Here is a 21,266-nt window from a genome sequence, read left to right on the forward strand (position 1 = left end):
GCGGTGGTTGCCCGCGCAGTTCCCCGCGCCCCTTCGGGGCGCTTGTCAGGAGCCGAGTGCGGAGGCCTCGGCCGCCAGCCGCTCGACGCGCGCCCAGTCCTTGGCGCGCAGCGCGTCCGCCGGGAGCATCCACGTGCCGCCGACGCACGCCACGTTCGGCAGGGCGAGGTACTCCGGCGCGTTGGACGCCTTGATGCCGCCCGTCGGGCAGAAGCGGGCCTGGGGGAGGGGCGAGGCCAGCGACTTCAGGTACGCCGTGCCGCCCGCGGCCTCCGCCGGGAAGAACTTCATCTCCGTGACGCCCTCCGCCAGCAGCGTCACCACCTCGGACGTCGTGGAGACGCCGGGCAGGAACGGTACGCCGGAGTCCTTCATCGCGCCGAGCAGCCGCGGCGACCAGCCGGGGCTCACCAGGAAGCGGGCGCCCGCCGCGACCGTCCCGGTGACCTGCGCGGGCGTGATCACCGTGCCCGCACCCACCACCGCGTCCGGGACCTCGGCCGCGATCGCCCGGATGGAGTCCAGCGCCGCCGGGGTGCGCAGCGTGACCTCGATCGCGGGCAGGCCGCCCGCGACGAGCGCGCGGGCGAGCGGCACGGCGTCGGCGGCGTCCTCCAGGACGACGACGGGGACGACGGGGGCCAGCCCGAGGACGGAGCCCTCGGGGGCGGCGGAGGCGGAAGCAGAGGCAGCACTAGTCACGGGTTCATAGTGCGCCTCGGAAACAGTCTTCGCAACGAGCGTTGCGCATGCTGCAATGGGTCGGTGTTTCAGTCTTCCGGGCCGGCCGTCGGCTCAGAGCTCGGTGACGATCACGTCCAGCGCCCATGCCTTGCCGGCCTTCGCCGGGGCCTGTGCCTCGACCGTGTAGCCGAGCCCGCGCAGCGCCTCCACCAGCTCGGCCGGGCCGTCCGGCGTCAGCCCGGCGGTGAGCAGGTCGCGGACCATCCGGCCCTTCGTCGCCTTGTTGAAGTGGCTGACCACGGAGCGCTTCTCCACCCCGTTCACGATCTTCGACTGGAGCACCCGCACCGTCGCCGTCCGCTCGGCCACCTCGCCCTTGGGCTTCCACGCCGACGCGTACGCCGACGACCGCAGGTCCAGCACCAGCTGATCGCCGGCCGCCGCGGGCATGACCTCGGCCATCGGACCGCGCCAGTACGCACCGAGCGCGCCCAGCCCCGGCAGCTTCACGCCCATGGAGCAGCGGTAGGACGGGATGCGGTCGGCGATGCCCACCGCGCCCCACAGCCCGGAGAAGACCAGCAGCGACTGCTCCGCCAGCGCCCGCGCCTTCGTGTCGAGCGTGGCCAGCCCCAGCGCGTCGTACAGCACGCCGGTGTAGATCTCGCCCGCCGGGCGGGTGCCGGCGGTGCGCAGCGCGGCGTTCTTCGCGACCTCGCCCTTCAGGCCCTCGCTCAGGCCCAGCACCTCCTGCGCCTTGCCCGCGTCCGCCGCGCACAGCTCGACCAGCTCGGTCAGCACGGTCTCCCGGGCGGGCGCGAGGCCCGGCAGCGACAGCGCGGCCACGTCCAGCGGGGCCGCGCCGTCCAGCGCCTCGGCCTTGCCTTCGGACGGCGGCAGCAGCGTGAGCACGGTCGTTCTCCTTACGGCGGTACGGGCACGGGGGCGGGCCGCGCGCGGGCGGCCCCCGTGAACCCTATGCGGTCGCCACGACGGCGCCGCCCGGTACCCACAGGGGATTTGTCCTAGTCTCGTGCCATGCCCCGTCGCCCGATGCGCGTGACCGACGCATCCCTCGCGGACACCGCCCTGCTGTGCGGAGCGCTGCGGGAGCTGCGGCAGCGGACGGACGTCCCGGCGGACTTCCCGGCCGCGGCCGAAGCGGAGGCCCGCAGCGCCGCGCGCGACCCGCGGCTGCCCGCCGAGGACGCCACCGCGCTGCCGCTCTTCACCATCGACCCGGCCGGCTCGCCCGACCTGGACCAGGCCATGTACCTGGAGCGCAGGGAACCGGGCGGCTTCCGGGTGCACTACGCCATCGCCGACGTCGCCGCGTTCGTCACGCCGGGAGGCGCGCTGGACACCGAGGCGCACCGCCGCGTGACCACCCTGTACTTCCCCGATACGCGCGTACCGCTGCACCCGCCCGTCCTCAGCGAGGGCGCCGCGGGGCTGCTGCCCGACCAGGACCGGCCGGCCGTCCTGTGGCGGCTCGACCTGGACGAGTACGGCGCGCTCGTCGCCACCGACGTACGCCGGGCCGTCGTCCGCTCCCGCGCCCGGCTGGACTACGAGGGCGTGCAGCGCGCCATCGAGTCCGGCACGGCCGCCGAACCGCTCTCCCTGCTCCGCGACATCGGCCAGCTGCGCGAGGAGCGCGAACGGGACCGCGGCGGCATCTCGCTGAACGTGCCGGAGCAGGAGGTCGTGGTGCGCGACGGCCACTACCGCCTCGACTACCGGGCCCCGCTCCCCGCACACGGCTGGAACGCACAGATCTCGCTGCTCACCGGCATGGCGGCGGCCGGCCTGATGCTCGACTCCGGCACCGGCGTCCTGCGCACCCTGCCCGCGGCCCCGGACGGCGCGGTGGCCCGGCTGCGGCGCACCGCCCGGGCGCTGGACGTCGACTGGCCGCACCACACCTCGTACGCCGAGCTGGTCCGCGGCCTCGACCCGCACCGCCCGGCGCACGCCGCGTTCCTCCAGGAGTGCACCGCCCTGCTGCGCGGCGCGGGCTACACGGTCTTCGACGGCACGGCGCCCGCGCCCGGCGACGCGCTGCACTCCGCCGTCGCCGCGCCGTACGCGCACGCCACGGCGCCGCTGCGCCGCCTCGTCGACCGGTACGTCGCCGAGCTGTGCCTGGCAGCGGCGGCGGGCCGGCCGGCGCCGGACTGGGTACGGGCGGCGCTGCCCGCACTGCCCGCCGAGATGGCGGCGGGGGAGCGGCGGGCGCACCGCGTCGAGCGGGAGTGCGTGGACCTGGTCGAGGCGGCCCTGCTGCGCGACCGGGTCGGCGAGCTCTTCGACGGCTACGTCGTCGACCGCGACGAGGACCGGCCCCGCCGCGGCACCGTCCACCTCTGCGACCCGGCGGTCGTCGGCCGCCTGGACGCCGCCCCCGAAGCCCCGCCACTGCCCCTCGGCCACCGCCTGCGGGTCCGCCTCACCGCCGCCGACCCGGGCCACGAGCCGGTGCGCTTCGTACCGGCCTGAGCACTTCAGGGGCCGGCCTGGGCGCTTCAGGGGCCGGCCTGGGCGCCGTTCGCCACCGGCCCTGGGCGCCGTACGCCTCAGGGGCCGGCCGGCTCGGGCTCCGGGCCCGGTCGCGGTCGGGGTCCCGGCCCCCGCTCCGGCTCGGCGGCGTCTGCCGCCCGAGCCCCCTCGGCCGCCTCCCCCGCGGCCTTGTCCACCCCGACCGCCGCCACGGCCTCCCGCAGGGCCGCCACCGCCGCCCGTGCGTCGTCCGCGTGGAAGCGGACCGTACGGACCTCCTCCGGCGGCCCCAGGAACCGCCGTACGACCGTGACCGGCGCCGACAGCTCCAGCGTGACCGAGGTCTGCCCGGCGACGGCCGCCTCCAGGACGCCGGCGGGCGGCTTCTCTTTGGGGAAGCGCAGATCGCGCCGCACGGTGGCCACGCGCGCGAGCGGTATCTCGGTGTCGAGCCGCGCGCCGTTCCGTAGGCGCAGCGCTTCGCGCCCCACGAGGTGCGGCCGGGTGACCGCGGCGGCGTGCATGCCCAGCGCCATCAGGACCGTGTAGACGTCCAGTACCAGCACGATCGCGTGCGCGACGGGATACGCCGCGAGCAGGAAGGACACCCCGACGGTCTCCGCGAGGCACACGAAGGCGAAGCCGAGCACCAGAGGGGCCTGCGCCCGTGCGTACCCGAAGGCGCGCACCCCGGGCTCCTTCGTGCCGTCCTGCCGCCGCGCCACCCACAGCCCGAGGCTCGCCAGCCACCGCCCTTCATGGGCGAGCAGCAGGCGCGACGTACGGGCCCGGCTCACCGCGCACGCTCCGCGAAGAGGCGGATCGCCTGCCGGATCGCCGCGGCCTGGGCCGGGGCGAAGTGCGCGTAGAAGGCGTCCATCAGGGCCCGCGCCGCCGCCGCGTCCCCCGGCCGGGCTTCCTCGGCGGCCAGCGCCTCCTGCGCGCCGGCGGCCAGCTGTGCTGCCATCTCGTCCGGCAGGCAGTCGCACAGCGCCCGTGCCGCCCGGTCCACTCGCGGGTCGTCCACCGCTGCCTCCGCCAGCTCGTCCAGCAGCGCGTACACCTCGTACGCACGGTCCATCGCGCCGGGTGCCTCCAGCGCCGAGCCGAGCAGCGTCGACACCTCCGCCGACCCCGTGCCCATCGACTCGAACAGGGCCATCAGCTCCCGCTCCGTCGCGGCCATCGCGGGCTCGGGGCCCGGCCGGGCGGCCGAGGCGCGGGCCATCCGCCCGAAGACGTCCGCCAGCTCCTCGGAGACCGGGCCCTCGGCGGGCAGCCCGCCGTGCTCCTCGGCCCGGCGCAGCAGCGTCCGCAGCCGGCTCCGGCGCTCCCGGATCTCCGCCTCCTGCCGGGCCAGGTCGGCGTCCAGCTCGGCCAGCACCTCGTGCAGCGCGCGCCCGGCGTCCTCGGCGAGCACGTCCCGCACCTCGTCCAGGCTCAGCCCCAGCTCCGTCAGGCGCCGCACCCGCGCGAGCAGGACGGCGTCGCGCAGCGCGTACTCCCGGTACCCGTTGGCCCGGCGCTCCGGCTCGGGCAGCAGTCCCAGGTGGTGGTAGTGGCGCACGGTCCGGGTGCTGACCCCGGCGAGCGCCGCCAGTTCTCCGATCCTCATGCCGGCCGTCCGCCGCGCGAGCTCTCCGTCTCCATGGCGACCAGTAGAAACGTTGACGCTGCGACAAGGTCAAGGACGCGGGGGCGGCCGTGGCCGGGGACGGGGCGCACGCGGTGTGCGGGTAGCATGGTCGGCACGGCGGACGAGCCGGCCGGGCGGTCGCGTGGGGGTCTTCGGACCTCCCCGAGGAACGTCCGGGCTCCACAGGGCAGGGTGGTGGGTAACGCCCACCCGGGGTGACCCGCGGGACAGTGCCACAGAAAGCAGACCGCCGGGGCCGCGAGGCTCCGGTAAGGGTGAAACGGTGGTGTAAGAGACCACCAGCCTCCGAGGTGACTCGGAGGGCTAGGTAAACCCCACCTGGAGCAAGGTCAAGAGGGGCCGTCGGCCGACGGCCCTGCGCGGATGTTCGAGGGCTGCCCGCCCGAGTCCGCGGGTGGACCGCACGAGGCTGCCGGCAACGGCAGCCCTAGATGGATGGCCGCCTCCCCGCGGCCCGCAAGGGCCCCGGGAGACAGAACCCGGCGTACAGGCCGACTCGTCCGCCGCCAGGGCCATTGACCGGCGTGATGCCGGCCGGTGGCCCTTTCGCATGCCGTACGTCCGCGGCGCCGTCCCGCACGGCCCTGTGCATGCGCCCGCTGGTGCTGAGGTGGGTGACCGGCGTCCCGGGATGGGTACACCCCCGCCCGATCTCCTCCACAAAGTCGCCTCGACAACTGCACGAAAAAGACGGCTCGCAGGGGGTGCGGGCCGGGGTGCGGGTCAGAGGAGGAACGGGGTGGTGAGGCCGAGGGCGATCATGCCGGTGCACAGGAGCCAGAAGCTGATGCGGGTGCGGCCGCGGCGGCTGAGTTCGGCGGAGACGGCGCAGAGGGCGATCAGCGTGAGGTAGGCGGCGACGGTGCGGGCCGAGGTGTGCGCGTCGACGTGTTCGACGAGGGCGCCGATGCCGCCGGCCAGGAAGAGCAGGGAGACGACGAGCTGGGTGAGGCGGGCCTCGCGCGGGGTCGACGGCCGGTGGCGACGGCGGCGTACCAGCGCGCGGCGCTCCGCGGGCGTCGCGGTCTCCATGAGGAGCGCGGTCCCCTGGTCATCCAGGTCGTTGTGGCGAGGCATGCGCGGGATCGTACCGAGGGGTTCGCGGTCGCGGGGGGTGGTACGGAGGGGGCGGTGGAGGTAGTCGGAGCAGGGTGTGGGGGAGGTGTGAGGGGCATGTGACCGGCCCCCGGCGCGGGCGGCCCCGGCCCTGCCCCGGTGCGCCCGTCCGTGCCCCGTTGCCGGAAGTGCCGGTGCTCCCGGGCCGCCCTGTCGCTCCCGGGCCGCCCGTGCGCCGGCCGCCGCCTCCGCGCCCGACTCACGGCAGCCAGGTCGCCGCCCCGCGGGCCGCCCGCCCCCGCCCGCCCCGCGGCCCCTCAGCCCCGGCCGATGTACGGCATCGTCGTGGCCATGACCGTGGCGAACTGGACGTTGGCCGCCAGGGGGAGGGCGGCCATGTGGAGGACCGTGCGGGCCACGTCGGCCGCGTCCATCACCGGCTCGACGGCCAGTTCGCCGTTGGCCTGGAGGATGCCGGTCTGCATGCGGCCGGTCATCTCGGTCGCCGCGTTGCCGATGTCGATCTGGCCGCAGGCGATGCCGTACGGACGGCCGTCCAGGGAGAGCGACTTGGTGAGGCCCGTCATGGCGTGTTTGGTCGCGGTGTACGCGACGGAGTGCGGGCGCGGGGTGTGCGCGGAGATCGAGCCGTTGTTGATGATGCGGCCGCCCTGCGGCGACTGCTCCTTCATGGCGCGGAAGGCCGCCTGCGCACAGAGGAACGCGCCGTTGAGGTTCACGTCGACGACCGACCGCCAGTCCGCGTAGGACAGCTCCTCCAGCGGGACGGGCGGGCCGAACGTACCGGCGTTGTTGAAGAGCAGGTCGACCCGGCCGAAGCGGTCGCGCACGGCGGCGAAGAGCGCGGCGACCGCGTCCTCGTCGGTGACGTCGGTGGGGACGGCGAGCAGTCCGGCGCCGTCCCCGGCCAGCGCGGCCGTCTCCTCCAGGGCGTCCGCGCGCCGTCCCGCCAGCGCCACCGACCAGCCCGCTGCCGCCAGGGTCAGGGCCACCGCGCGTCCGATGCCGGAGCCCGCGCCGGTCACCACTGCCGTCTTCGTCGTTTCGGTCATGGCGGCAGCGTAGGACGCGGGCCCGGCCGTCCCCGCGGCGACCTGGTGGTTTCCGCGCGTTCCCGGGCCCTCCGGCTGCCTTTCGTCCGCAACATCCGGACGGACGGGAATTGTCCGAAGCGGCCGGACATCTCATCCGGCCGTCATCGTTGCGTCGTACATCCGATGCCACGCCGCCGCTCCTCGCCCCTGCAATCACAACAGACCACGAGAAGTCCGGAACCACTCCAGGCAGGGGCAGGGGCAGATGACCCATCACTCCCAGCACGACCAGCAGCTGCGGGCCGCGGCCGAGCACCTCGGCCGGCGCCGTTTCCTCACCGTCGCCGGCGCCGCCGCGACGCTCGCGTTCGCGACGAACCTGCCGGGCGGCGGCGCGGCGTACGCTGCCGAGGTGGACGCGAAGCGGCTCTCCGAGAACCCCTTCACCCTCGGCGTCGCCTCCGGCGACCCGCTCCCCGGCTCGGTCGTCCTGTGGACCCGGCTGGCGCCCAAGCCCTACGAGCCGGGCAACGGCATGCCGGATGCGCGGGTCGCGGTGCGCTGGGAGGTCGCGCACGACGAGAAGTTCACCCGCATCGCCGGGCAGGGCAAGGCCGAGGCGCACCCGGAGTTCAACCACTCCGTGCACGTCGAGGCCACCGGGCTCGGCCCGGACCGGGTGTACTACTACCGCTTCCGCGCCGGCGACTGGATCAGCCCCGTCGGCCGCACCCGCACCGCGCCGGCCCCCGGCGCGCAGCTCCGCAGCCTGCGCCTGGGCGCCGTCTCCTGCCAGGCGTACCACGACGGCTACTTCACCGCCCACCGGCACCTCGCCGAGGAGGACCTGGACGTCGTCTTCCACCTCGGCGACTACATCTACGAGTACGCGGTGAACGCCGTCGGCGGCGCCCGCAACTACACCGACCGCACGCTGCCCGCGCTCTTCAACAAGGAGACGGTCACGCTGGAGGACTACCGGCTGCGGTACGCGCTCTACAAGTCCGACCCGGACCTGCAGGCCGTCCACGCGGCGCACCCCTTCATCGTCACCTGGGACGACCACGAGGTGGAGAACAACTACGCCGGGGACATCAGCGAGGACGGCCTGCCGCCCGCCGAGTTCCTGGTCCGCCGCGCCGCGGCCTACCGCGCGTACTGGGAGAACCAGCCGCTCCGCCGCCCGCAGCGGCCCAACGGCCCCGACGCGCAGCTCTACCGCCGGGTGCACTACGGCCGGCTCGCCCAGTTCGACATCCTCGACACCCGGCAGTACCGCTCCGACCAGGCGTACGGCGACGGCTGGCACGCGCCGGGCCCGGAGTCCACGGACAAGAGCCGCACGCTGACCGGCGCGTCCCAGGAGCGCTGGCTGATCGACGGCTGGCGCGGCTCCCGGGCGCTGTGGAACGTCGTGCCGCAGCAGGTCACCTTCTCCGAGCGGCGCTCCACCCCCGCCGACACGTACAAGGTGAGCATGGACTCGTGGGACGGCTACTCCGCCTCCCGGGACCGGGTGCTGGCCGGGGCCGAGGCGGCGGGTGTGGACAACCTCGTCGTCCTCACCGGTGACGTGCACGTGCACTACGCCTTCGACATCAAGAAGGACTTCGCCGACCAGAAGTCGCGGACGCAGGGCGTGGAGTTCGTGACCACCTCCATCGCCAGCGGCAAGGACGGCGCCGAGAAGCCCGCCAACTGGGACGCCTACATGGCGGCCAACCCGCACATGAAGTTCTACAACGGCCGCCGCGGCTACGTGACGGTCGAGCTGGACCAGGAGAAGGCGCGGGCCGACTACCGGACGGTGTCCGCCGTGACCACGCAGGGCGCGCCCGTCACCACCGCCGCTTCCTTCGTCTCCGAGGCCGGCGACCCGGGTCTGAAGCCCGCCTGAGGCCCGCCCGAGGGCGGCTATCAAAGGGGCCGAAAGGGGCCGGTGTCCACGCGGACATGACACCATGGTGCGTACATCTACACATCATGGAGACACTCATGTCGGACCCCGGCCCCGCCACGGCCGAGAGCCACCAGAGCAGCCCCCGTCCCCGCGTACCGGCCGCGAGCGACCGCTCCGGTCCCGGTCGCCCCGCCCCCGCCGCGGCGCGCCGCACCAGCCTTCTGGTCACCCTCGTCCTGGGCGGCCTCACGGCGGTCCCGCCGCTCTCCATGGACATGTACCTGCCGGCCCTGCCGGCCGTCACCCGGTCCCTGCACAGCCCCGCCGCGACCGTCCAGCTGACCCTCACCGCCTGCCTCGCCGGCATGGCACTCGGGCAGATGGTGGTCGGCCCGATGAGCGACAAGTGGGGGCGCCGCCGCCCGCTCCTCATCGGCATGACCGTCTACGTGCTGGCCACAGCCCTGTGCGTGATCGCCGGCAACGCCGAGTTCCTGATCGGGGCCCGCCTCGTGCAGGGCCTGGCCGGCGCCGCCGGCATCGTCATCGCGCGGGCCGTGGTCCGCGACATGTACGACGGCGTGGCGATGGCCCGCTTCTTCTCCACCCTGATGCTGATATCCGGCGTCGCGCCGGTCGTCGCCCCGCTGATCGGCGGGCAGATCCTGCGGATCACCGACTGGCGCGGCGTCTTCGTCGTGCTCACCGTCATCGGCGTGGCTCTCACCCTCGTCGTCTGGCGCACGCTGCACGAGACCCTGCCGCCGGAGCGCCGGCACGCGGGCGGCCTGGGCGCCGCGCTGCGGACCATGCGCGGCCTGCTCGCCGACCGGGTCTTCACCGGCTACCTGCTGGTCGCCGCCTTCGCCTTCGCCGCGCTCTTCGCGTACATCAGCGCGTCCCCGTTCGTCGTGCAGGACATCTACGGCGCCTCGGCGCAGACCTACAGCATGCTCTTCGGCGTCAACTCCGTCGGCCTGGTGCTGCTCGGCCAGATCAACGGAAAGGTGCTGGTCGGCCGGGTCTCGCTGGACAAGGTGCTGGCGGTCGGGCTGGCCCTGATCACGCTGGCGGCCGCCGCGCTCCTCCTGATGTCCACCGGCGTCTTCGGGCCCGTCGGACTGGCCCCGATGGCCACCGGGCTGTTCGTGCTGATGGCCTCGATGGGCCTGGTCATGCCGACCACCAACACCCAGGCGCTGCTGCGCACCTCGCACGCGGCCGGCTCCGCCTCGGCCCTGCTGGGCACCTCCACCTTCCTCATGGGCGCGGTGGCCTCCCCGCTGGTCGGCATCGCGGGCGAGCGGACGGCCGTGCCGATGGCGGTCGTCCAGGGTTCCTGCGCACTTCTGGCGCTCGCGTGCTTCCTGGGACTGTGCCGTCCGTGGCAGCGTAGGGAGGAGTCCACGGAGGACGGCACGACCGGCGGAGGGAACCGGCTCTGAACGCACCCGCACCACTGCACTACGGCACCCCCGCCCGGGCGGGGCTCGACCCGGCCTGGACCCGGCGGCTCGTCGCGGAGATCCGCGCGCTGCCGGAAGGCCCCGCACCCTGCTGCGCCGGCGTCGTCGCGGTGGCCGGGCGCGGCCCCGTCGTCGCGGTCGAGGAGGCCGCCGGCTGGGCGCTGCGGTACGGCTCGTACGACGTCGCCAGGGGCCGCGGGGTGCCGCTGGCCCGGGAGCGGTGGGAGCCGGTGCGGGCCGGCACGGTCTTCGACCTCGCGTCGCTGTCGAAGCTGTTCACGGCCGTCGCGGTGCTGCAGCGGGTGGAGCGCGGGGTGTTCGGCCTGGACGATCCGGTGGCCCGCCACCTGCCGGCCTTCGCGCCCGCCGTCACCGTCCGCCACCTGCTCACCCACACGTCCGGGCTGGCGGCCGAGCTGCCGCTGTACGACGCGCCCGCCACGGGCGCGGGGGACGGCCGGCTCGACGGGCTGTGGGCCGAGGCGGCCGCTGCCGTGCCTGGTCCCTTCCGCTACTCCGACCTCGGCTTCATCGCGCTCCAGCGGCTGCTGGAGGAGACCGAGGGCGAACGGCTCGACGTCCTCGTCCGGGACGGGATCACCGGCCCGCTCGGGATGGCCAGCACCACGTACGGGCCGCTGGCGCCCGGCGGGGTGGCAGCGACCGAGGCCGAGGTGCTGCTCAAGGCCCGGCGGCCGTCCTGCGCGGGCGGCGTCGTGCGCGGCGAGGTGCACGACGAGAACGCCCATGCGCTGGGCGGCGTCGCGGGCCAGGCGGGGCTCTTCGCCACGGCGCAGGACCTCGCCGTGCTGTGCCGGACGCTGCTCACCGGGGGCGGCCCCGTGCTGCGCCCGGAGACCGTCGACCTGATGCTCGCACCGCCCGGCCTGGGCTTCCGCGTCGCGCAGCCCGGCTTCATGGGCGAGCTGGCGGCGCGCGGGGCCGCCGGGCACACCGGCTTCACGGGCACGAGCCTGGTGATCGACCGGGTGTCGGACACGTTCTTCGTGCTGCTCACGAACGCGGTGCACCCGCGCCGGGGCGGCGAGCCGGTGCCGCGGGCCCGGCTGGCGACGTACCTGGCGCGGGCGACCGAAGCCTGATCCCCGGCGGCTTCAGGAGCCGCTGCCGCCCTTGTCGGTCCAGCGGGAGTCGTTCTCCCACTCGGCGTTCCGCTCGCGGGCCGTCTCCATCGCGTGCGCCGCCTCCTCGCGGCTGGCGTACGGGCCCATGCGGTCGGCGGCCCGGCACTCCGGGCCCTCCTCGACCGTGCCGTGCTTGAGGCAGTAGTACCACTCGCCGGGCTTCCCTGCCGTACCCCGCTTGAACAGTGCCATCCCGGCCTCCTCCACCAGTGGGCGCCTTGCCTGACGCCATCCTGCCCGATGGCTCGCGGATACACTCGCTGGCATGTCTGGCCAGTCGCTTCTTGTCCCGGGGACCATCTCCCCGCGCCGTCCCGTCCCCGCCTCGATCCCGCGTCCCGAGTACGTCGGCAAGGACGCCCCCGCCCCGTACACCGGTCCCGAGGTGCAGGACGCCGAGACCATCGAGCGGATGCGGATCGCGGGCCGGATCGCGGCCCAGGCGATGGAGGAGGCGGCCAAGCTCATCGAGCCCGGCGTGACCACCGATGAGCTGGACCGGGTCGCGCACGAGTACATGTGCGACCACGGCGCCTACCCCTCCACGCTCGGCTACCGCGGCTTCCCCAAGTCGCTGTGCTCCTCGGTCAACGAGGTCATCTGCCACGGGATCCCCGACTCCACCGTCCTGCAGGACGGCGACATCGTGAACCTCGACGTCACCGCGTACATCCACGGCGTGCACGGGGACAACAACGCCACCTACCTCTGCGGCAACGTCGACGAGGAGTCCAAGCTCCTGGTCGAGCGGACCCGTGAGTCGCTGAACCGCGCGATCAAGGCCGTGAAGCCGGGCCGGCAGATCAACATCATCGGCCGGGTCATCGAGTCCTACGCCAAGCGCTTCGGCTACGGGGTCGTCCGCGACTTCACCGGTCACGGCGTGAACACGTCCTTCCACTCCGGGCTGATCGTGCCGCACTACGACAGCCCGCACCACACCACCGAGATCAAGCCCGGCATGACCTTCACGATCGAGCCGATGCTGACGCTGGGCACGTACGAGTACGACATGTGGGAGGACGGCTGGACGGTCGTCACCAAGGACCGCAAGCGCACCGCGCAGTTCGAGCACACCCTCGTCGTCACGGACACCGGCGCGGAGATCCTCACGCTTCCCTGAACGGCGCGTCCCGGGACGTGATCGCGGGTAGGCTTTTGCCGACAGGCTGTCGGGAACCGATTGACTTAGGTAAGCCTAAGTTGTCACAATCGGTTTCCGGCCGCTACCCGACGGTCCCTGGAGGCCCGCCATGGACGCGCACAGCCCCGCCCTGCCCACGCCCTTCTCGACGCTGATCCGTACGGCGTCGCACGAGGCCCACACCGAGGCGGAGAACTCCTCCTTCATGGGCGACATGCTCGGCGGGCGGCTCGGCGTCACGGCCTACCGCCGCTACACCGAGCAGCTGTGGTTCGTCTACCGCGCCCTGGAGGCGAGCGCCGGAGAGCTCGCCGCCGACCCGGTCGCGGGCCCCTTCATCCGGCCCGAGCTGACCCGCACCCCCGAGCTGGAGCGCGACCTCGCGCACCTGGCGGGGCCCGGCTGGCGCGACGCGGCCCGGCCGCTGCCGGCCACCGAGGCGTACGCGGCACGGGTCGCCGAGTGCGCCCGCGACTGGCCCGCCGGGTATGTCGCGCACCACTACACCCGCTACCTCGGCGACCTCTCCGGCGGCCAGATCATCCGCGGTACGGCCGAGAAGACCTGGGGCTTCGCGCGCAAGGGCGACGGCGTCCGGTTCTACGTCTTCGAGGGCATCGGCAATCCGGCCGCCTTCAAGCGCGAGTACCGCGCGCTGCTCGACGCGCTGCCGGTCGACGACCTGGAGAAGCAGCGGGTGGTCGACGAGTGCAAGCGCGCGTTCGCGCTGAACACGGCCGTCTTCCGTGAGCTGGGCGAGGAGTTCGGCGACGGCGGCCGCAGCCCGCTGAGCGCCTGAGTCCTGCGCGGCGGGCCTAGCGCAGCCGTCGCACCTCCTCCGGCGCCACCCGCCCGCCGAGGTCGATCCAGCCGCCGGGGAGCGGCCGGGTGAGGATCCGGGACCCGCGCCCCTGCCGGATGTCCAGCGCCCGCCCCAGGACGTGCGTGAGCTGCACGGCCGCGGCCCCCGTGGCCTCGTCCTCCACGATCCTGTCGTCGCGCCTGGGGAAGCCCCTGGCCCGCACCCGCCCCGCCGCCTCGTCGGCCCAGGCCCACGCGTACAGCCAGCCCTCGCCCGGCGGCGGCGCGGGCAGCGCGTCCACCTCGGCGGCCGTTGCGTACTGCCCGGGCGTGCGCCCCGTGGCCCACTCCGCGCGGCCGCGCACCCAAGTGCGCTCCTCCTCGTACCGCACCGCGACCTCCCCGGCCGGCGGCCGCAGCGCCTCGACCGGCTCGCCGAGGTGCCGCAGCAGCCAGGCCGTGCCGACCAGTGGGTGACCGGCGAACGGCAGCCGCAGCGTGGGCGTGTAGATGTCCACCTCGCCGCGCCCCGCGTCGTCGACGAACACCGTCTCGCTGAACCCCAGCTCCGCCGCGAGCGCCTGACGCGCGTCCCGCCCGGGCACGGCCCCGCCGTCCCGCACCACTCCCAGCGGATTGCCGCCCCCGCCGTCCGGCCCGCAGAACACCCGCACCACATGAAGATCGGTCATGCCGCCATTGAATCCCGGGCGGGGCGCGGCCGGCCGGGGCGGGGTGGTGAGGGCCGAGGGTCCCTCACGGGCCTTACCTTGACCTGCGCATTGCCTGTGCATTGCCTGCGGCTGGGGCATCCGTTATGGGGTCGTTCTGTATGAGAGGGGGATCACTGGACAGTCGGGTTGTTCTCAGGTAAGCCTCGGATAAGTTAGGCGCGCCTTAGTTGTACATCGACGCGCGCCGGACACCGTCCCCCCATGGTCCGAGTGCCGTCCGAACCTGCTGGAGCCCGCATGCGAGCCCTCCGCTCCTCGACCCTCGCCGCGATCACCGTGGCCGCCGCCCTCACCGCAGCCGGCTGTGCGGCGAAAGACGACGTGGCGGCTTCCGGGAAAGCCGGCGCCGTGCAGGTGACCGCGTCCGACGACGCGTGCAAGGTGTCGAAGAAGGAGCTCCCGGCCGGCCATGTGCGGCTCGCCGTCCAGAACAAGGGCAGCAAGGTCACCGAGGTCTACGTCTACGCGCCCGGCGACCGCATCGTCACCGAACGGGAGAACATCGGCCCCGGCACCGGCGCCACCGTCACCGCCGAGGTGAAGGCCGGTGCGTACGAGATCGCCTGCAAGCCCGGCATGAAGGGCGACGGCATCCGGCAGAAGATCACCGTGACCGGCAAGGGCGCCGCGGCCGAGCGGAACCCGAAGCTGGACGCGGCGGTGGCCGACTACCGCAAGTACGTGCAGCAGCAGGCCGACGAGACGCTGCCGAAGGCCAAGGAGTTCGCCGAGGCCGTCAAGAGCGGCGACCTGGAGGCCGCGAAGAAGGCGTACGCGCCCTCCCGCATCGGCTGGGAGCGCACCGAGCCCGTCGCGGAGTCCTTCGGTGACATCGACCCCAAGGTCGACGTCCGCGAGGACGGCCTGGAGGACGGCCAGAAGTGGACCGGCTGGCACAAGCTGGAGCAGTCCCTGTGGAAGACCAAGAAGATCTCCGGGGACGACAAGAAGCTGGCCGACAAGCTGATCACCGACCTGAAGGACTGGCAGAAGCGGGTCGGCACGGCCGAGATCACCCCCACCAGCATGGCCAACGGCGCCAAGGAGCTGCTGGACGAGGTCTACACCGGCAAGGTCACCGGTGAGGAGGAGCGCTACAGCCACACCGACCTGGTCGACTTCCAGGCCAACGTCGAGGGCGCGCAGAAGGCGTACGAGCTGCTGAAGCCGGTCGCCAAGAAGAACGACCCGGCGCTGGTCCGGGAGCTGGACAGGCAGTTCGAGGCGATCGGCAAGCAGCTGGACGACTACCGGAAGGGCGACGGCTTCGTCTCGTACGACACCGTCTCCAAGGGCGACCGCAAGGACCTGTCCGATGGCGTGAGCGCGCTGGCCGAGCCGCTGTCGAAGCTCGCCGCCGCCGTGGCCGAGTAGGAGAAGCCCCATGGCAGCACTGGAATCCGAGGAGACCACCCGTACCACGGAGGGCGCGCGCGATGTTCCCGCGCGCGCCCCGTCCCGCCGCGCGCTGATCGGCTGGGGCGGCGCCGGGCTCGCGCTCGGCGCGGTCGCGGCCGGCGGCACGGCGGCGGCCCTGAACACCGGCGATGCCCCCGCGCCGGCCGCCGAGAGCGCCGTGCCCTTCCACGGAGCCCACCAGGCCGGCATCGCCACCGCCGTCCAGGACCGGCTGCACTTCGCCGCTTTTGACGTCACCACCGACGACCGGCAGGCGCTGATCGACCTGCTCAAGGAGTGGACGGCCGCCGCCGCGCGGATGACGGCGGGGCGGCCGGTCGGCGACGGCGCGGTCGGCGGGCTCGCCGAGGCGCCGCCGGACGACACCGGCGAGGCGCTGGGCCTCCAGCCCTCCCGGCTCACCCTGACCTTCGGCATCGGCCCGACCCTCTTCGAGAAGGACGGCAAGGACCGGTTCGGCATCAAGGACCGGCGGCCCGAGGCCCTGATCGACCTGCCGAAGTTCCCCGGCGACAACCTGGAGAAGGCCCGCAGCGGCGGCGACCTGTGCGTCCAGGCCTGTGCCGACGACCCGCAGGTCGCCGTGCACGCGATCCGCAACCTCGCCCGCATCGGCTTCGGCAAGGTCGCGGTGCGCTGGTCGCAGCTGGGCTTCGGCAAGACCTCCTCCACGACGCCGGACGCGCACACGCCGCGCAACATGTTCGGCTTCAAGGACGGCACCCGGAACATCGCCGGCACGGACACCGCCGCGCTCGACAAGCACGTATGGGTGGGGAAGAAGGACGACAAGGGGGCCGGGGCCTGGATGGCCGGCGGCTCGTACCTCGTCGCGCGCCGCATCCGCATGCACATCGAGACCTGGGACCGCACCTCGCTCCAGGAGCAGGAGGACGTCTTCGGCCGCAGCAAGGGCGAGGGCGCACCGGCGGGCCGGAAGCGGGAGTTCGACGCGCCGCACCTGAAGGCGATGCTGCCGACCGCACACGTACGGCTGGCGCACCCCGACTCCAACGGCGGCATCCGCATCCTGCGCCGCGGCTACTCCTTCACCGACGGCACGGACGGCCTGGGCCGGCTGGACGCGGGGCTGTTCTTCCTCGCCTACCAGCGGGACGTACGGGACGGCTTCGTGCCGCTGCAGAAGAACCTGGCGCGCCACGACGCGCTCAACGAATACATCCAGCACGTGGGTTCGGCCGTGTTCGCCGTCCCGCCGGGCGTCCGGGACACGGACGACTGGTGGGGCCGGACGCTGTTCGCCTGACAATCGTTGGAAGAGAGGGAACCGACGTGTTCGGCAACTATCTGATCGGCCTGCGCGAGGGGCTGGAAGCCAGCCTCGTCGTCTGCATCCTCATCGCCTACCTGGTCAAGACCGGCCGCCGCGACGCGCTCAAGCCCGTCTGGCTGGGCATCGCCGTCGCCGTCCTGCTCGCGCTCGGCTTCGGCTGCGCGCTCCAGTTCGGCTCGCAGACCCTGACGTTCGAGGCCCAGGAGGCGCTCGGCGGCTCGCTGTCCATCATCGCGGTGGGCCTCGTGACCTGGATGGTCTTCTGGATGCGGCGCACCGCCCGGCACCTCAAGGCCGAGCTGCACGGCAAGCTGGACGCCGCGCTCGCCATGGGCACGGCGGCGCTCGTCCTCACCGCCTTCCTCGCGGTGGGCCGCGAGGGCCTGGAGACCGCGCTGTTCGTCTGGGCCGCCGTGCAGGCGAGTTCGGACGGTACGCCCAAGCCGCTGATCGGCGTGGTGCTCGGACTGCTCACCGCGGTCCTGCTGGGCTGGCTGTTCTACCGCGGCGCGCTCAAGATCAACCTGGCCAAGTTCTTCACCTGGACCGGCGCGATGCTCGTCGTGGTCGCCGCCGGCGTGCTCGCGTACGGCTTCCACGACCTGCAGGAGGCCCGCTTCCTCCCGGGCCTGGGGAACAAGGCGTTCGACATCAGCGAGCAGATCCCCGCCGACAGCTGGTACGGCACGCTGCTCAAGGGCGTCTTCAACTTCCAGCCCGACCCCACGGTCGTCCAGGTCGTCGTCTGGTGCCTCTACTTGATCCCCACGCTCCTCGTCTTCTTCGCCCCCGGTAGGGTTGCGCCGAATCGAGCCACCCCGGCGGCCGCGGCGGCCGCCCCGGTCGCCCAGAAGGAGCCCGAGCCCCATGACACGCAGGTCGCCGTTCCGGGTGCCCGTCGCGATGATGACCGCGAGCGCGGCACTGCTGACGCTGAGCGGGTGCATGACGGTGCACGGCGAACGGGAGAAGATCCCGGCGCTGTCGAAGGCTGAGGCCGGCAAGGTCCTGAAGCAGTTCGTCGCCGGGTACAACAAGGCCAACACGGGCCAGGACCCGGCGGCGACGTCGGCCTACGAGACCGGGGCGCTGCAGGACATCGACGCGGCCGTCATCAAGACCGACCGCCGGATGGGCCGCGGCGGCGCCAACTTCCAGCCGCTGGTGCTGCGCGACGCGCACTACACCATCCCCCGGCAGGCCGGCTGGCCGAAGTTCTTCGTCGCCGACGCGCTCCCCAACCGCAAGACCGACCGCTGGTTCCTGGCGTTCACCCGCAACGGCCCGCAGGAGAAGTGGAAGGCCGCCTACCTGCTGTCGCTGAAGGAGGACCAGGTACCGGAGTTCGCCACCGACGCCGACGGTTACGCGAAGGCCGTGCCGGCCGGCAAGGGAGCGGGCGGTCTGGTGGTGGACCCGGGCAAGCTGGGCACGGCGTACGCGAAGTACCTCATGACCGGCGAGGGCGAGACGTTCGCGCCCGGCCCGTACACCGACGGCCTGCGGCAGCAGCGTGCGGCCACGGCCAAGCAGCCCGGCAAGCGCATCCGGAGCATCGACCAGGCGTACGAGTTCCCGGCGATGGCCCTGCGCACCAAGGACGGCGGCGCGCTGGCCTTCTTCGCGACCAACCACTTCCAGAACAAGACGCTGTACGCCGGCAGCACGGTCAACATCACCCCGGAGACCGAGGCGGTGCTGGACGGGCCGAAGAAGAAGACCAACAAGATGACCTACACGACCGTCTCCGAGCAGGTCGTGAAGGTGCCGGCCGCGAAGGACGGCGGCCGGGTGGCCTTCCTCAGCCGGCTGCCCCACCTGACGGCCGCCAAGGCCGGCTAGCGGGGCGACGGGCCGGCGGTCAGCGGCCGATCGGCCAGGCCGCCGACTCGTGCTCGTTCCCGTCGCCCGCGTACGCGGCACAGGCGTCGGTCAGCGCCTCCAGGAGGGACAGCGGGTCCGGCAGCGGACGCTCCGGGCCCCGCAGCCACGACACCGGCGGCTGGTCCCCGCCGAGCCGGGACGGCGGCAGCAGGACGTAGCTCCCGCGGCAGTGCCAGCGCAGGCCCGGGTGCTCGTCCATCGTCTCCGGATGGCAGTCCAGCTCGCAGGGCCACCACTCGTCCTCGTCGTCCGGGGTGCCACGGGTGGCGGTGAAGAAGAGCATCCGGCCCTCGCCGTACCCGGCGCCGCTCAGCGCGACCGGGCCGACCTCGACGCCCTCGGCCTCCAGCCGCTCCAGCGCGGCGCGCCCGGCGTCCAGCGGCACGTCCAGCACGTCGTGGGCGATGCCGGTGGCGGTGACGAAATTGGCCTGCGGATGTTTCCGCAGCCACTGCTGGACCTTCTCGCGGTCGGTCGTGGCGACGGTCTGCCAGCCGAAGGAGATGGGGTGGCGGCCCGGGGTGGGACAGCCGATGCGTTCACAGGAACAGCCGTAGCCGGAGGGGTGCGCCGCCGGGGCCAGCGGGAAACCCGCTTCGGCCGCTGCCAGCAGCAGGTCCTCGCGGCCGCCGGCCGCGGATCCCGTGTCCGTATCGACGCCGTCCGAACCGCTCCTCGGCCGGCGCAGCCACTGGGAGAACCTGCCCTTGCGTTCCATCTATCCCCTCACTTCGAGCGGTGGTCTGGGATCAATGCTGCCACCATCCTCCTCCTAGGGTGACCGGAGCGGGGATTCGGGGTGTACGGGACGGGTTGTACAGGGGGCGCATCGGGCGCTCAAGAGGGGCGCGGACGCAGGCCCGCGAGCGCCGTCTCCACAAGGGCGTCGGTGAAGGCGTACGTCAGCTCGCCGGTCCGCATCAGCCAGCGCTGTGAGAAAGGACTCAGTACCATCTCGGCCGCCAGCCGCAGGTCCACCCAGGACGCGATCTGCCCGGCCTCCTGGGCCGCCCGCAGCCGCGCCACGTAGGCCCGCAGGCCCGGCTCCAGCAGCCGCTCCACGAAGCGCGCCGAGAGCTGCTCGTCGGCGGCGCCCGCGGCGGCCAGCGCGCGGTACGGCGCCTGGAAGGCCGGGTCCCGGAACTCGTCCACCGTGGCCCGCAGCACGGCCTTCAGGTCGGCCGCGAGGTCGCCGGTGTCCGGCAGCCCGGCCGCGTACCCCTCGGTGTCCGCGTCCGCCGTGAACGCGTCCAGCAGCACCTCGGCCTTCGAGGGCCACCAGCGGTAGATCGTCTGCTTGCCGACCCCGGCCCGGGCGGCGATGCCCTCGATCGTGAGCCGGTGGTAGCCGACCTCGCCGACCAGCGCCAGGGCGGCGTCGAAGATCGCCTGCCGGGACCGCTCGCTGCGGCGCGCGGCGTCCGGGGCCCGCCGGGTCACGCCTGCTCCTCGCCCGGCACGGTGCCGCCCCAGGCGGCGTCCCGGGCCGCGCGGTAGACCGCGCCCTGCCGCTTGGTGACCGTGCGACGCGCCAGGCCGTCCTCGGCGCACACGTCCAGCAGCACCTGGCCCTTGCGCAGCTGCGGCTTGCGCACGATGCGGGCCGGGGCCGGGCCGGCCGGGACGCGGGTCGCCGCGACGTACGCGAACTTCTCGTCCTCGTACGGCAGCGAGCCGCCCTTCACCTGGCGGTGCAGGGACGAGCGGTTCACCCGGGCCGAGAAGTGGCACCAGTCCTCGCCCGGGACGATGGGGCAGGCCGCGCTGTGCGGACACGGCGCCACGACCCGCAGCCCCGCCGCCACCAGCTGCTCGCGGGCCGCACGGATGCGGGCGTAGCCGTCCGGGGTGCCCGGCTCGATCAGCACGGCCGTACGCGCGCGGGCCGCCGCCGCGACGACCGCCTCCCGGTCCGCGCCGGTCAGCTCGCCGAGCACGTACGAGACGGTGACCAGGTCGGTGTCCTCGGGCACGGCCAGGCCGGCGCCGATCACCTGGCGCTGCCAGTGGGTGTCCAGCCGGTCCTCGCGCCCGGCCAGCTCCCGGCCGAGCGCGAGGGCCGGCTCGGCCCAGTCCCAGACGGTCGTCCGCAGCCCCGGCCAGACGTCGGCGGCGGCCCAGGCGGCGGCGCCGGTGCCGCCGCCGATGTCCAGGTGCGCGGCGGGCGCCCAGCCGGGCACCCGCGCCTCGCACGCGGCCAGCGCGGACCGTACGGCCTCGAACGTCGCGGGCATCCGGTACGCGGCGTACGCGGCGACGTCCGCGCGGTCCCGCAGCACGGGCGCGTCGGTCGGCGTACGGCCCCGGTAATTGGCGATCAGCCGCTCGACGGCGGCGGTGGCCTGCTTCGCAGGCAGCCCGTCGAGCAGGCCGGCCAGGGCCCCGCGGAGTTCTTCGTGCATTTGAGGAATTCTACGGGGGCGCGTGCCGGCACGCGGAGTTCGTCGTCGGGTGCCGGCGGCGGAGCGTGGCGTGCGACGGGGGCGGGGGCCGGTCCGTGCCGGGTGCGGCAGCGGGCCTCCGCGTGG

At 73.7% G+C, this 21,266-nt stretch carries 21 protein-coding genes and 1 other RNA gene; 11 read left to right on the forward strand and 11 right to left on the reverse strand.

Features of this window, described 5'->3' with window-relative positions:
• Nucleotides 1-45: 45 nt before the first annotated feature.
• Nucleotides 46-702: a bifunctional 4-hydroxy-2-oxoglutarate aldolase/2-dehydro-3-deoxy-phosphogluconate aldolase gene (gene eda, locus C3486_RS27485; RefSeq protein ID WP_103835463.1), complete on the reverse strand. Its 657-nt coding sequence runs from the start codon at nt 700-702 to the stop codon at nt 46-48.
• Nucleotides 703-795: 93 nt separating this feature from the next.
• Nucleotides 796-1,596 (reverse strand): peroxide stress protein YaaA, encoded by an 801-nt coding sequence (gene yaaA / locus C3486_RS27490; RefSeq protein WP_103835464.1) that lies wholly within the window; start codon nt 1,594-1,596, stop codon nt 796-798.
• A 126-nt stretch (nt 1,597-1,722) separates the two neighbouring features.
• On the opposite strand from yaaA, the gene C3486_RS27495 reads away from it, so the two are divergent.
• Nucleotides 1,723-3,183: an RNB domain-containing ribonuclease gene (locus C3486_RS27495; protein ID WP_103835465.1), complete on the forward strand. Its 1,461-nt coding sequence runs from the start codon at nt 1,723-1,725 to the stop codon at nt 3,181-3,183.
• Nucleotides 3,184-3,260: 77 nt separating this feature from the next.
• On the opposite strand, the gene C3486_RS27500 is transcribed toward C3486_RS27495, so the two are convergent.
• Together C3486_RS27500 and C3486_RS27505 are read right to left on the reverse strand one after the other, a co-directional pair.
• A complete protein-coding gene (locus C3486_RS27500) occupies nt 3,261-3,980 on the reverse strand; it encodes a hypothetical protein (protein ID WP_103835466.1) in 720 nt (239 codons plus the stop codon).
• Nucleotides 3,977-4,798: a MerR family transcriptional regulator gene (locus tag C3486_RS27505; protein WP_103835467.1), complete on the reverse strand. Its 822-nt coding sequence runs from the start codon at nt 4,796-4,798 to the stop codon at nt 3,977-3,979. The genes C3486_RS27500 and C3486_RS27505 overlap by 4 nt, the downstream gene beginning before the upstream one ends.
• 143 nt (nt 4,799-4,941) lie before the next feature.
• On the opposite strand from C3486_RS27505, the gene rnpB reads away from it, so the two are divergent.
• Nucleotides 4,942-5,343: RNase P RNA component class A (rnpB, locus tag C3486_RS27510), an RNA gene on the forward strand.
• 220 nt (nt 5,344-5,563) lie between these two features.
• On the opposite strand, the gene C3486_RS27515 is transcribed toward rnpB, so the two are convergent.
• Together C3486_RS27515 and C3486_RS27520 are read right to left on the reverse strand one after the other, a co-directional pair.
• On the reverse strand, nt 5,564-5,917 hold the full coding sequence (locus C3486_RS27515; protein ID WP_103835468.1) for a hypothetical protein: 354 nt from the start codon (nt 5,915-5,917) through the stop codon (nt 5,564-5,566).
• A 296-nt stretch (nt 5,918-6,213) separates the two neighbouring features.
• Nucleotides 6,214-6,969, reverse strand: a complete 756-nt coding sequence (locus tag C3486_RS27520; protein WP_103835469.1) for an SDR family oxidoreductase — start codon at nt 6,967-6,969, stop codon at nt 6,214-6,216.
• 247 nt (nt 6,970-7,216) lie between these two features.
• Here C3486_RS27520 and C3486_RS27525 point away from each other — a divergent pair, with 247 nt between their 5' ends.
• From C3486_RS27525 to C3486_RS27535, 3 genes are all read left to right on the forward strand, one after another.
• Nucleotides 7,217-8,848, forward strand: a complete 1,632-nt coding sequence (locus tag C3486_RS27525) for an alkaline phosphatase (RefSeq protein WP_103835470.1) — start codon at nt 7,217-7,219, stop codon at nt 8,846-8,848.
• A 98-nt stretch (nt 8,849-8,946) separates the two neighbouring features.
• Nucleotides 8,947-10,296 carry a multidrug effflux MFS transporter gene (locus tag C3486_RS27530; protein WP_103835471.1) on the forward strand — a complete coding sequence of 450 codons (1,350 nt, stop codon included), beginning with the start codon at nt 8,947-8,949 and terminating at the stop codon, nt 10,294-10,296.
• A 14-nt stretch (nt 10,297-10,310) separates the two neighbouring features.
• Nucleotides 10,311-11,420, forward strand: coding sequence for a serine hydrolase domain-containing protein (locus C3486_RS27535; protein ID WP_374936923.1), 1,110 nt, complete (start codon nt 10,311-10,313; stop codon nt 11,418-11,420).
• A gap of 12 nt (nt 11,421-11,432) precedes the next feature.
• Here the strand turns inward: C3486_RS27535 and C3486_RS27540 are convergent, their stop codons facing one another.
• Entirely contained in the window at nt 11,433-11,654 is a 222-nt protein-coding gene (locus tag C3486_RS27540) for a hypothetical protein (protein ID WP_103835473.1), read from the reverse strand.
• 73 nt (nt 11,655-11,727) lie between these two features.
• Here C3486_RS27540 and map point away from each other — a divergent pair, with 73 nt between their 5' ends.
• The gene (gene map, locus C3486_RS27545; RefSeq protein WP_103835474.1) at nt 11,728-12,585 is read left to right on the forward strand and encodes a type I methionyl aminopeptidase; all 858 of its coding nucleotides are present in this window, start codon (nt 11,728-11,730) and stop codon (nt 12,583-12,585) included.
• Between the two features lie 130 nt (nt 12,586-12,715).
• Complete coding sequence (locus C3486_RS27550; RefSeq protein ID WP_103835475.1) at nt 12,716-13,405, forward strand: heme oxygenase (biliverdin-producing); 690 nt, start codon at nt 12,716-12,718, stop codon at nt 13,403-13,405.
• A gap of 16 nt (nt 13,406-13,421) precedes the next feature.
• Here C3486_RS27550 and C3486_RS27555 read toward each other — a convergent pair whose 3' ends face one another.
• The gene (locus tag C3486_RS27555; RefSeq protein ID WP_103835476.1) at nt 13,422-14,099 is read right to left on the reverse strand and encodes a PhzF family phenazine biosynthesis protein; all 678 of its coding nucleotides are present in this window, start codon (nt 14,097-14,099) and stop codon (nt 13,422-13,424) included.
• Between the two features lie 279 nt (nt 14,100-14,378).
• Between C3486_RS27555 and efeO the strand changes: the two genes are divergently transcribed.
• The 4 genes from efeO to C3486_RS27575 are packed head-to-tail and all read left to right on the forward strand — an operon-like array spanning nt 14,379 to nt 18,696.
• Nucleotides 14,379-15,515 carry an iron uptake system protein EfeO gene (efeO, locus tag C3486_RS27560; protein ID WP_103835477.1) on the forward strand — a complete coding sequence of 379 codons (1,137 nt, stop codon included), beginning with the start codon at nt 14,379-14,381 and terminating at the stop codon, nt 15,513-15,515.
• A 10-nt stretch (nt 15,516-15,525) separates the two neighbouring features.
• Nucleotides 15,526-16,827 carry an iron uptake transporter deferrochelatase/peroxidase subunit gene (efeB, locus tag C3486_RS27565; RefSeq protein ID WP_103835478.1) on the forward strand — a complete coding sequence of 434 codons (1,302 nt, stop codon included), beginning with the start codon at nt 15,526-15,528 and terminating at the stop codon, nt 16,825-16,827.
• A 26-nt stretch (nt 16,828-16,853) separates the two neighbouring features.
• Nucleotides 16,854-17,849, forward strand: a complete 996-nt coding sequence (efeU, locus tag C3486_RS27570; protein ID WP_103835479.1) for an iron uptake transporter permease EfeU — start codon at nt 16,854-16,856, stop codon at nt 17,847-17,849.
• Nucleotides 17,800-18,696, forward strand: coding sequence for a hypothetical protein (locus C3486_RS27575; protein WP_258053028.1), 897 nt, complete (start codon nt 17,800-17,802; stop codon nt 18,694-18,696). Before efeU ends, C3486_RS27575 begins: the two co-directional genes overlap by 50 nt.
• Before the next feature lie 19 nt (nt 18,697-18,715).
• Here C3486_RS27575 and C3486_RS27580 read toward each other — a convergent pair whose 3' ends face one another.
• The 3 genes from C3486_RS27580 to C3486_RS27590 form a co-directional block, all read right to left on the reverse strand.
• A complete protein-coding gene (locus C3486_RS27580) occupies nt 18,716-19,456 on the reverse strand; it encodes a bifunctional DNA primase/polymerase (protein ID WP_103835481.1) in 741 nt (246 codons plus the stop codon).
• Between the two features lie 119 nt (nt 19,457-19,575).
• Nucleotides 19,576-20,178: a TetR/AcrR family transcriptional regulator gene (locus C3486_RS27585; protein ID WP_103835482.1), complete on the reverse strand. Its 603-nt coding sequence runs from the start codon at nt 20,176-20,178 to the stop codon at nt 19,576-19,578.
• Nucleotides 20,175-21,140, reverse strand: a complete 966-nt coding sequence (locus C3486_RS27590; protein ID WP_103835483.1) for a small ribosomal subunit Rsm22 family protein — start codon at nt 21,138-21,140, stop codon at nt 20,175-20,177. Before C3486_RS27590 ends, C3486_RS27585 begins: the two co-directional genes overlap by 4 nt.
• Between the last annotated feature and the right edge of the window lie 126 nt (nt 21,141-21,266).

The sequence above is a fragment of the Streptomyces sp. Ru73 genome, assembly GCF_002920575.1.
In the GTDB taxonomy this organism is placed as follows: domain Bacteria; phylum Actinomycetota; class Actinomycetes; order Streptomycetales; family Streptomycetaceae; genus Streptomyces.

Bases quoted from the DNA above. Each gene is read 5' to 3' on its own strand.
- C3486_RS27525 (WP_103835470.1), top strand. From the start codon at position 7,217: ATGACCCATCACTCCCAGCACGACCAGCAGCTGCGGGCCGCGGCCGAG.
- C3486_RS27580 (WP_103835481.1), bottom strand. From the start codon at position 19,456: ATGGAACGCAAGGGCAGGTTCTCCCAGTGGCTGCGCCGGCCGAGGAGC.
- C3486_RS27515 (WP_103835468.1), bottom strand. From the start codon at position 5,917: ATGCCTCGCCACAACGACCTGGATGACCAGGGGACCGCGCTCCTCATG.
- C3486_RS27590 (WP_103835483.1), bottom strand. From the start codon at position 21,140: ATGCACGAAGAACTCCGCGGGGCCCTGGCCGGCCTGCTCGACGGGCTG.
- C3486_RS27540 (WP_103835473.1), bottom strand. From the start codon at position 11,654: ATGGCACTGTTCAAGCGGGGTACGGCAGGGAAGCCCGGCGAGTGGTAC.
- map (WP_103835474.1), top strand. From the start codon at position 11,728: ATGTCTGGCCAGTCGCTTCTTGTCCCGGGGACCATCTCCCCGCGCCGT.
- C3486_RS27555 (WP_103835476.1), bottom strand. From the start codon at position 14,099: ATGACCGATCTTCATGTGGTGCGGGTGTTCTGCGGGCCGGACGGCGGG.
- C3486_RS27575 (WP_258053028.1), top strand. From the start codon at position 17,800: ATGACGGTGCACGGCGAACGGGAGAAGATCCCGGCGCTGTCGAAGGCT.
- C3486_RS27530 (WP_103835471.1), top strand. From the start codon at position 8,947: ATGTCGGACCCCGGCCCCGCCACGGCCGAGAGCCACCAGAGCAGCCCC.
- C3486_RS27520 (WP_103835469.1), bottom strand. From the start codon at position 6,969: ATGACCGAAACGACGAAGACGGCAGTGGTGACCGGCGCGGGCTCCGGC.
- C3486_RS27550 (WP_103835475.1), top strand. From the start codon at position 12,716: ATGGACGCGCACAGCCCCGCCCTGCCCACGCCCTTCTCGACGCTGATC.
- C3486_RS27505 (WP_103835467.1), bottom strand. From the start codon at position 4,798: ATGAGGATCGGAGAACTGGCGGCGCTCGCCGGGGTCAGCACCCGGACC.
- efeB (WP_103835478.1), top strand. From the start codon at position 15,526: ATGGCAGCACTGGAATCCGAGGAGACCACCCGTACCACGGAGGGCGCG.
- efeO (WP_103835477.1), top strand. From the start codon at position 14,379: ATGCGAGCCCTCCGCTCCTCGACCCTCGCCGCGATCACCGTGGCCGCC.
- C3486_RS27495 (WP_103835465.1), top strand. From the start codon at position 1,723: ATGCCCCGTCGCCCGATGCGCGTGACCGACGCATCCCTCGCGGACACC.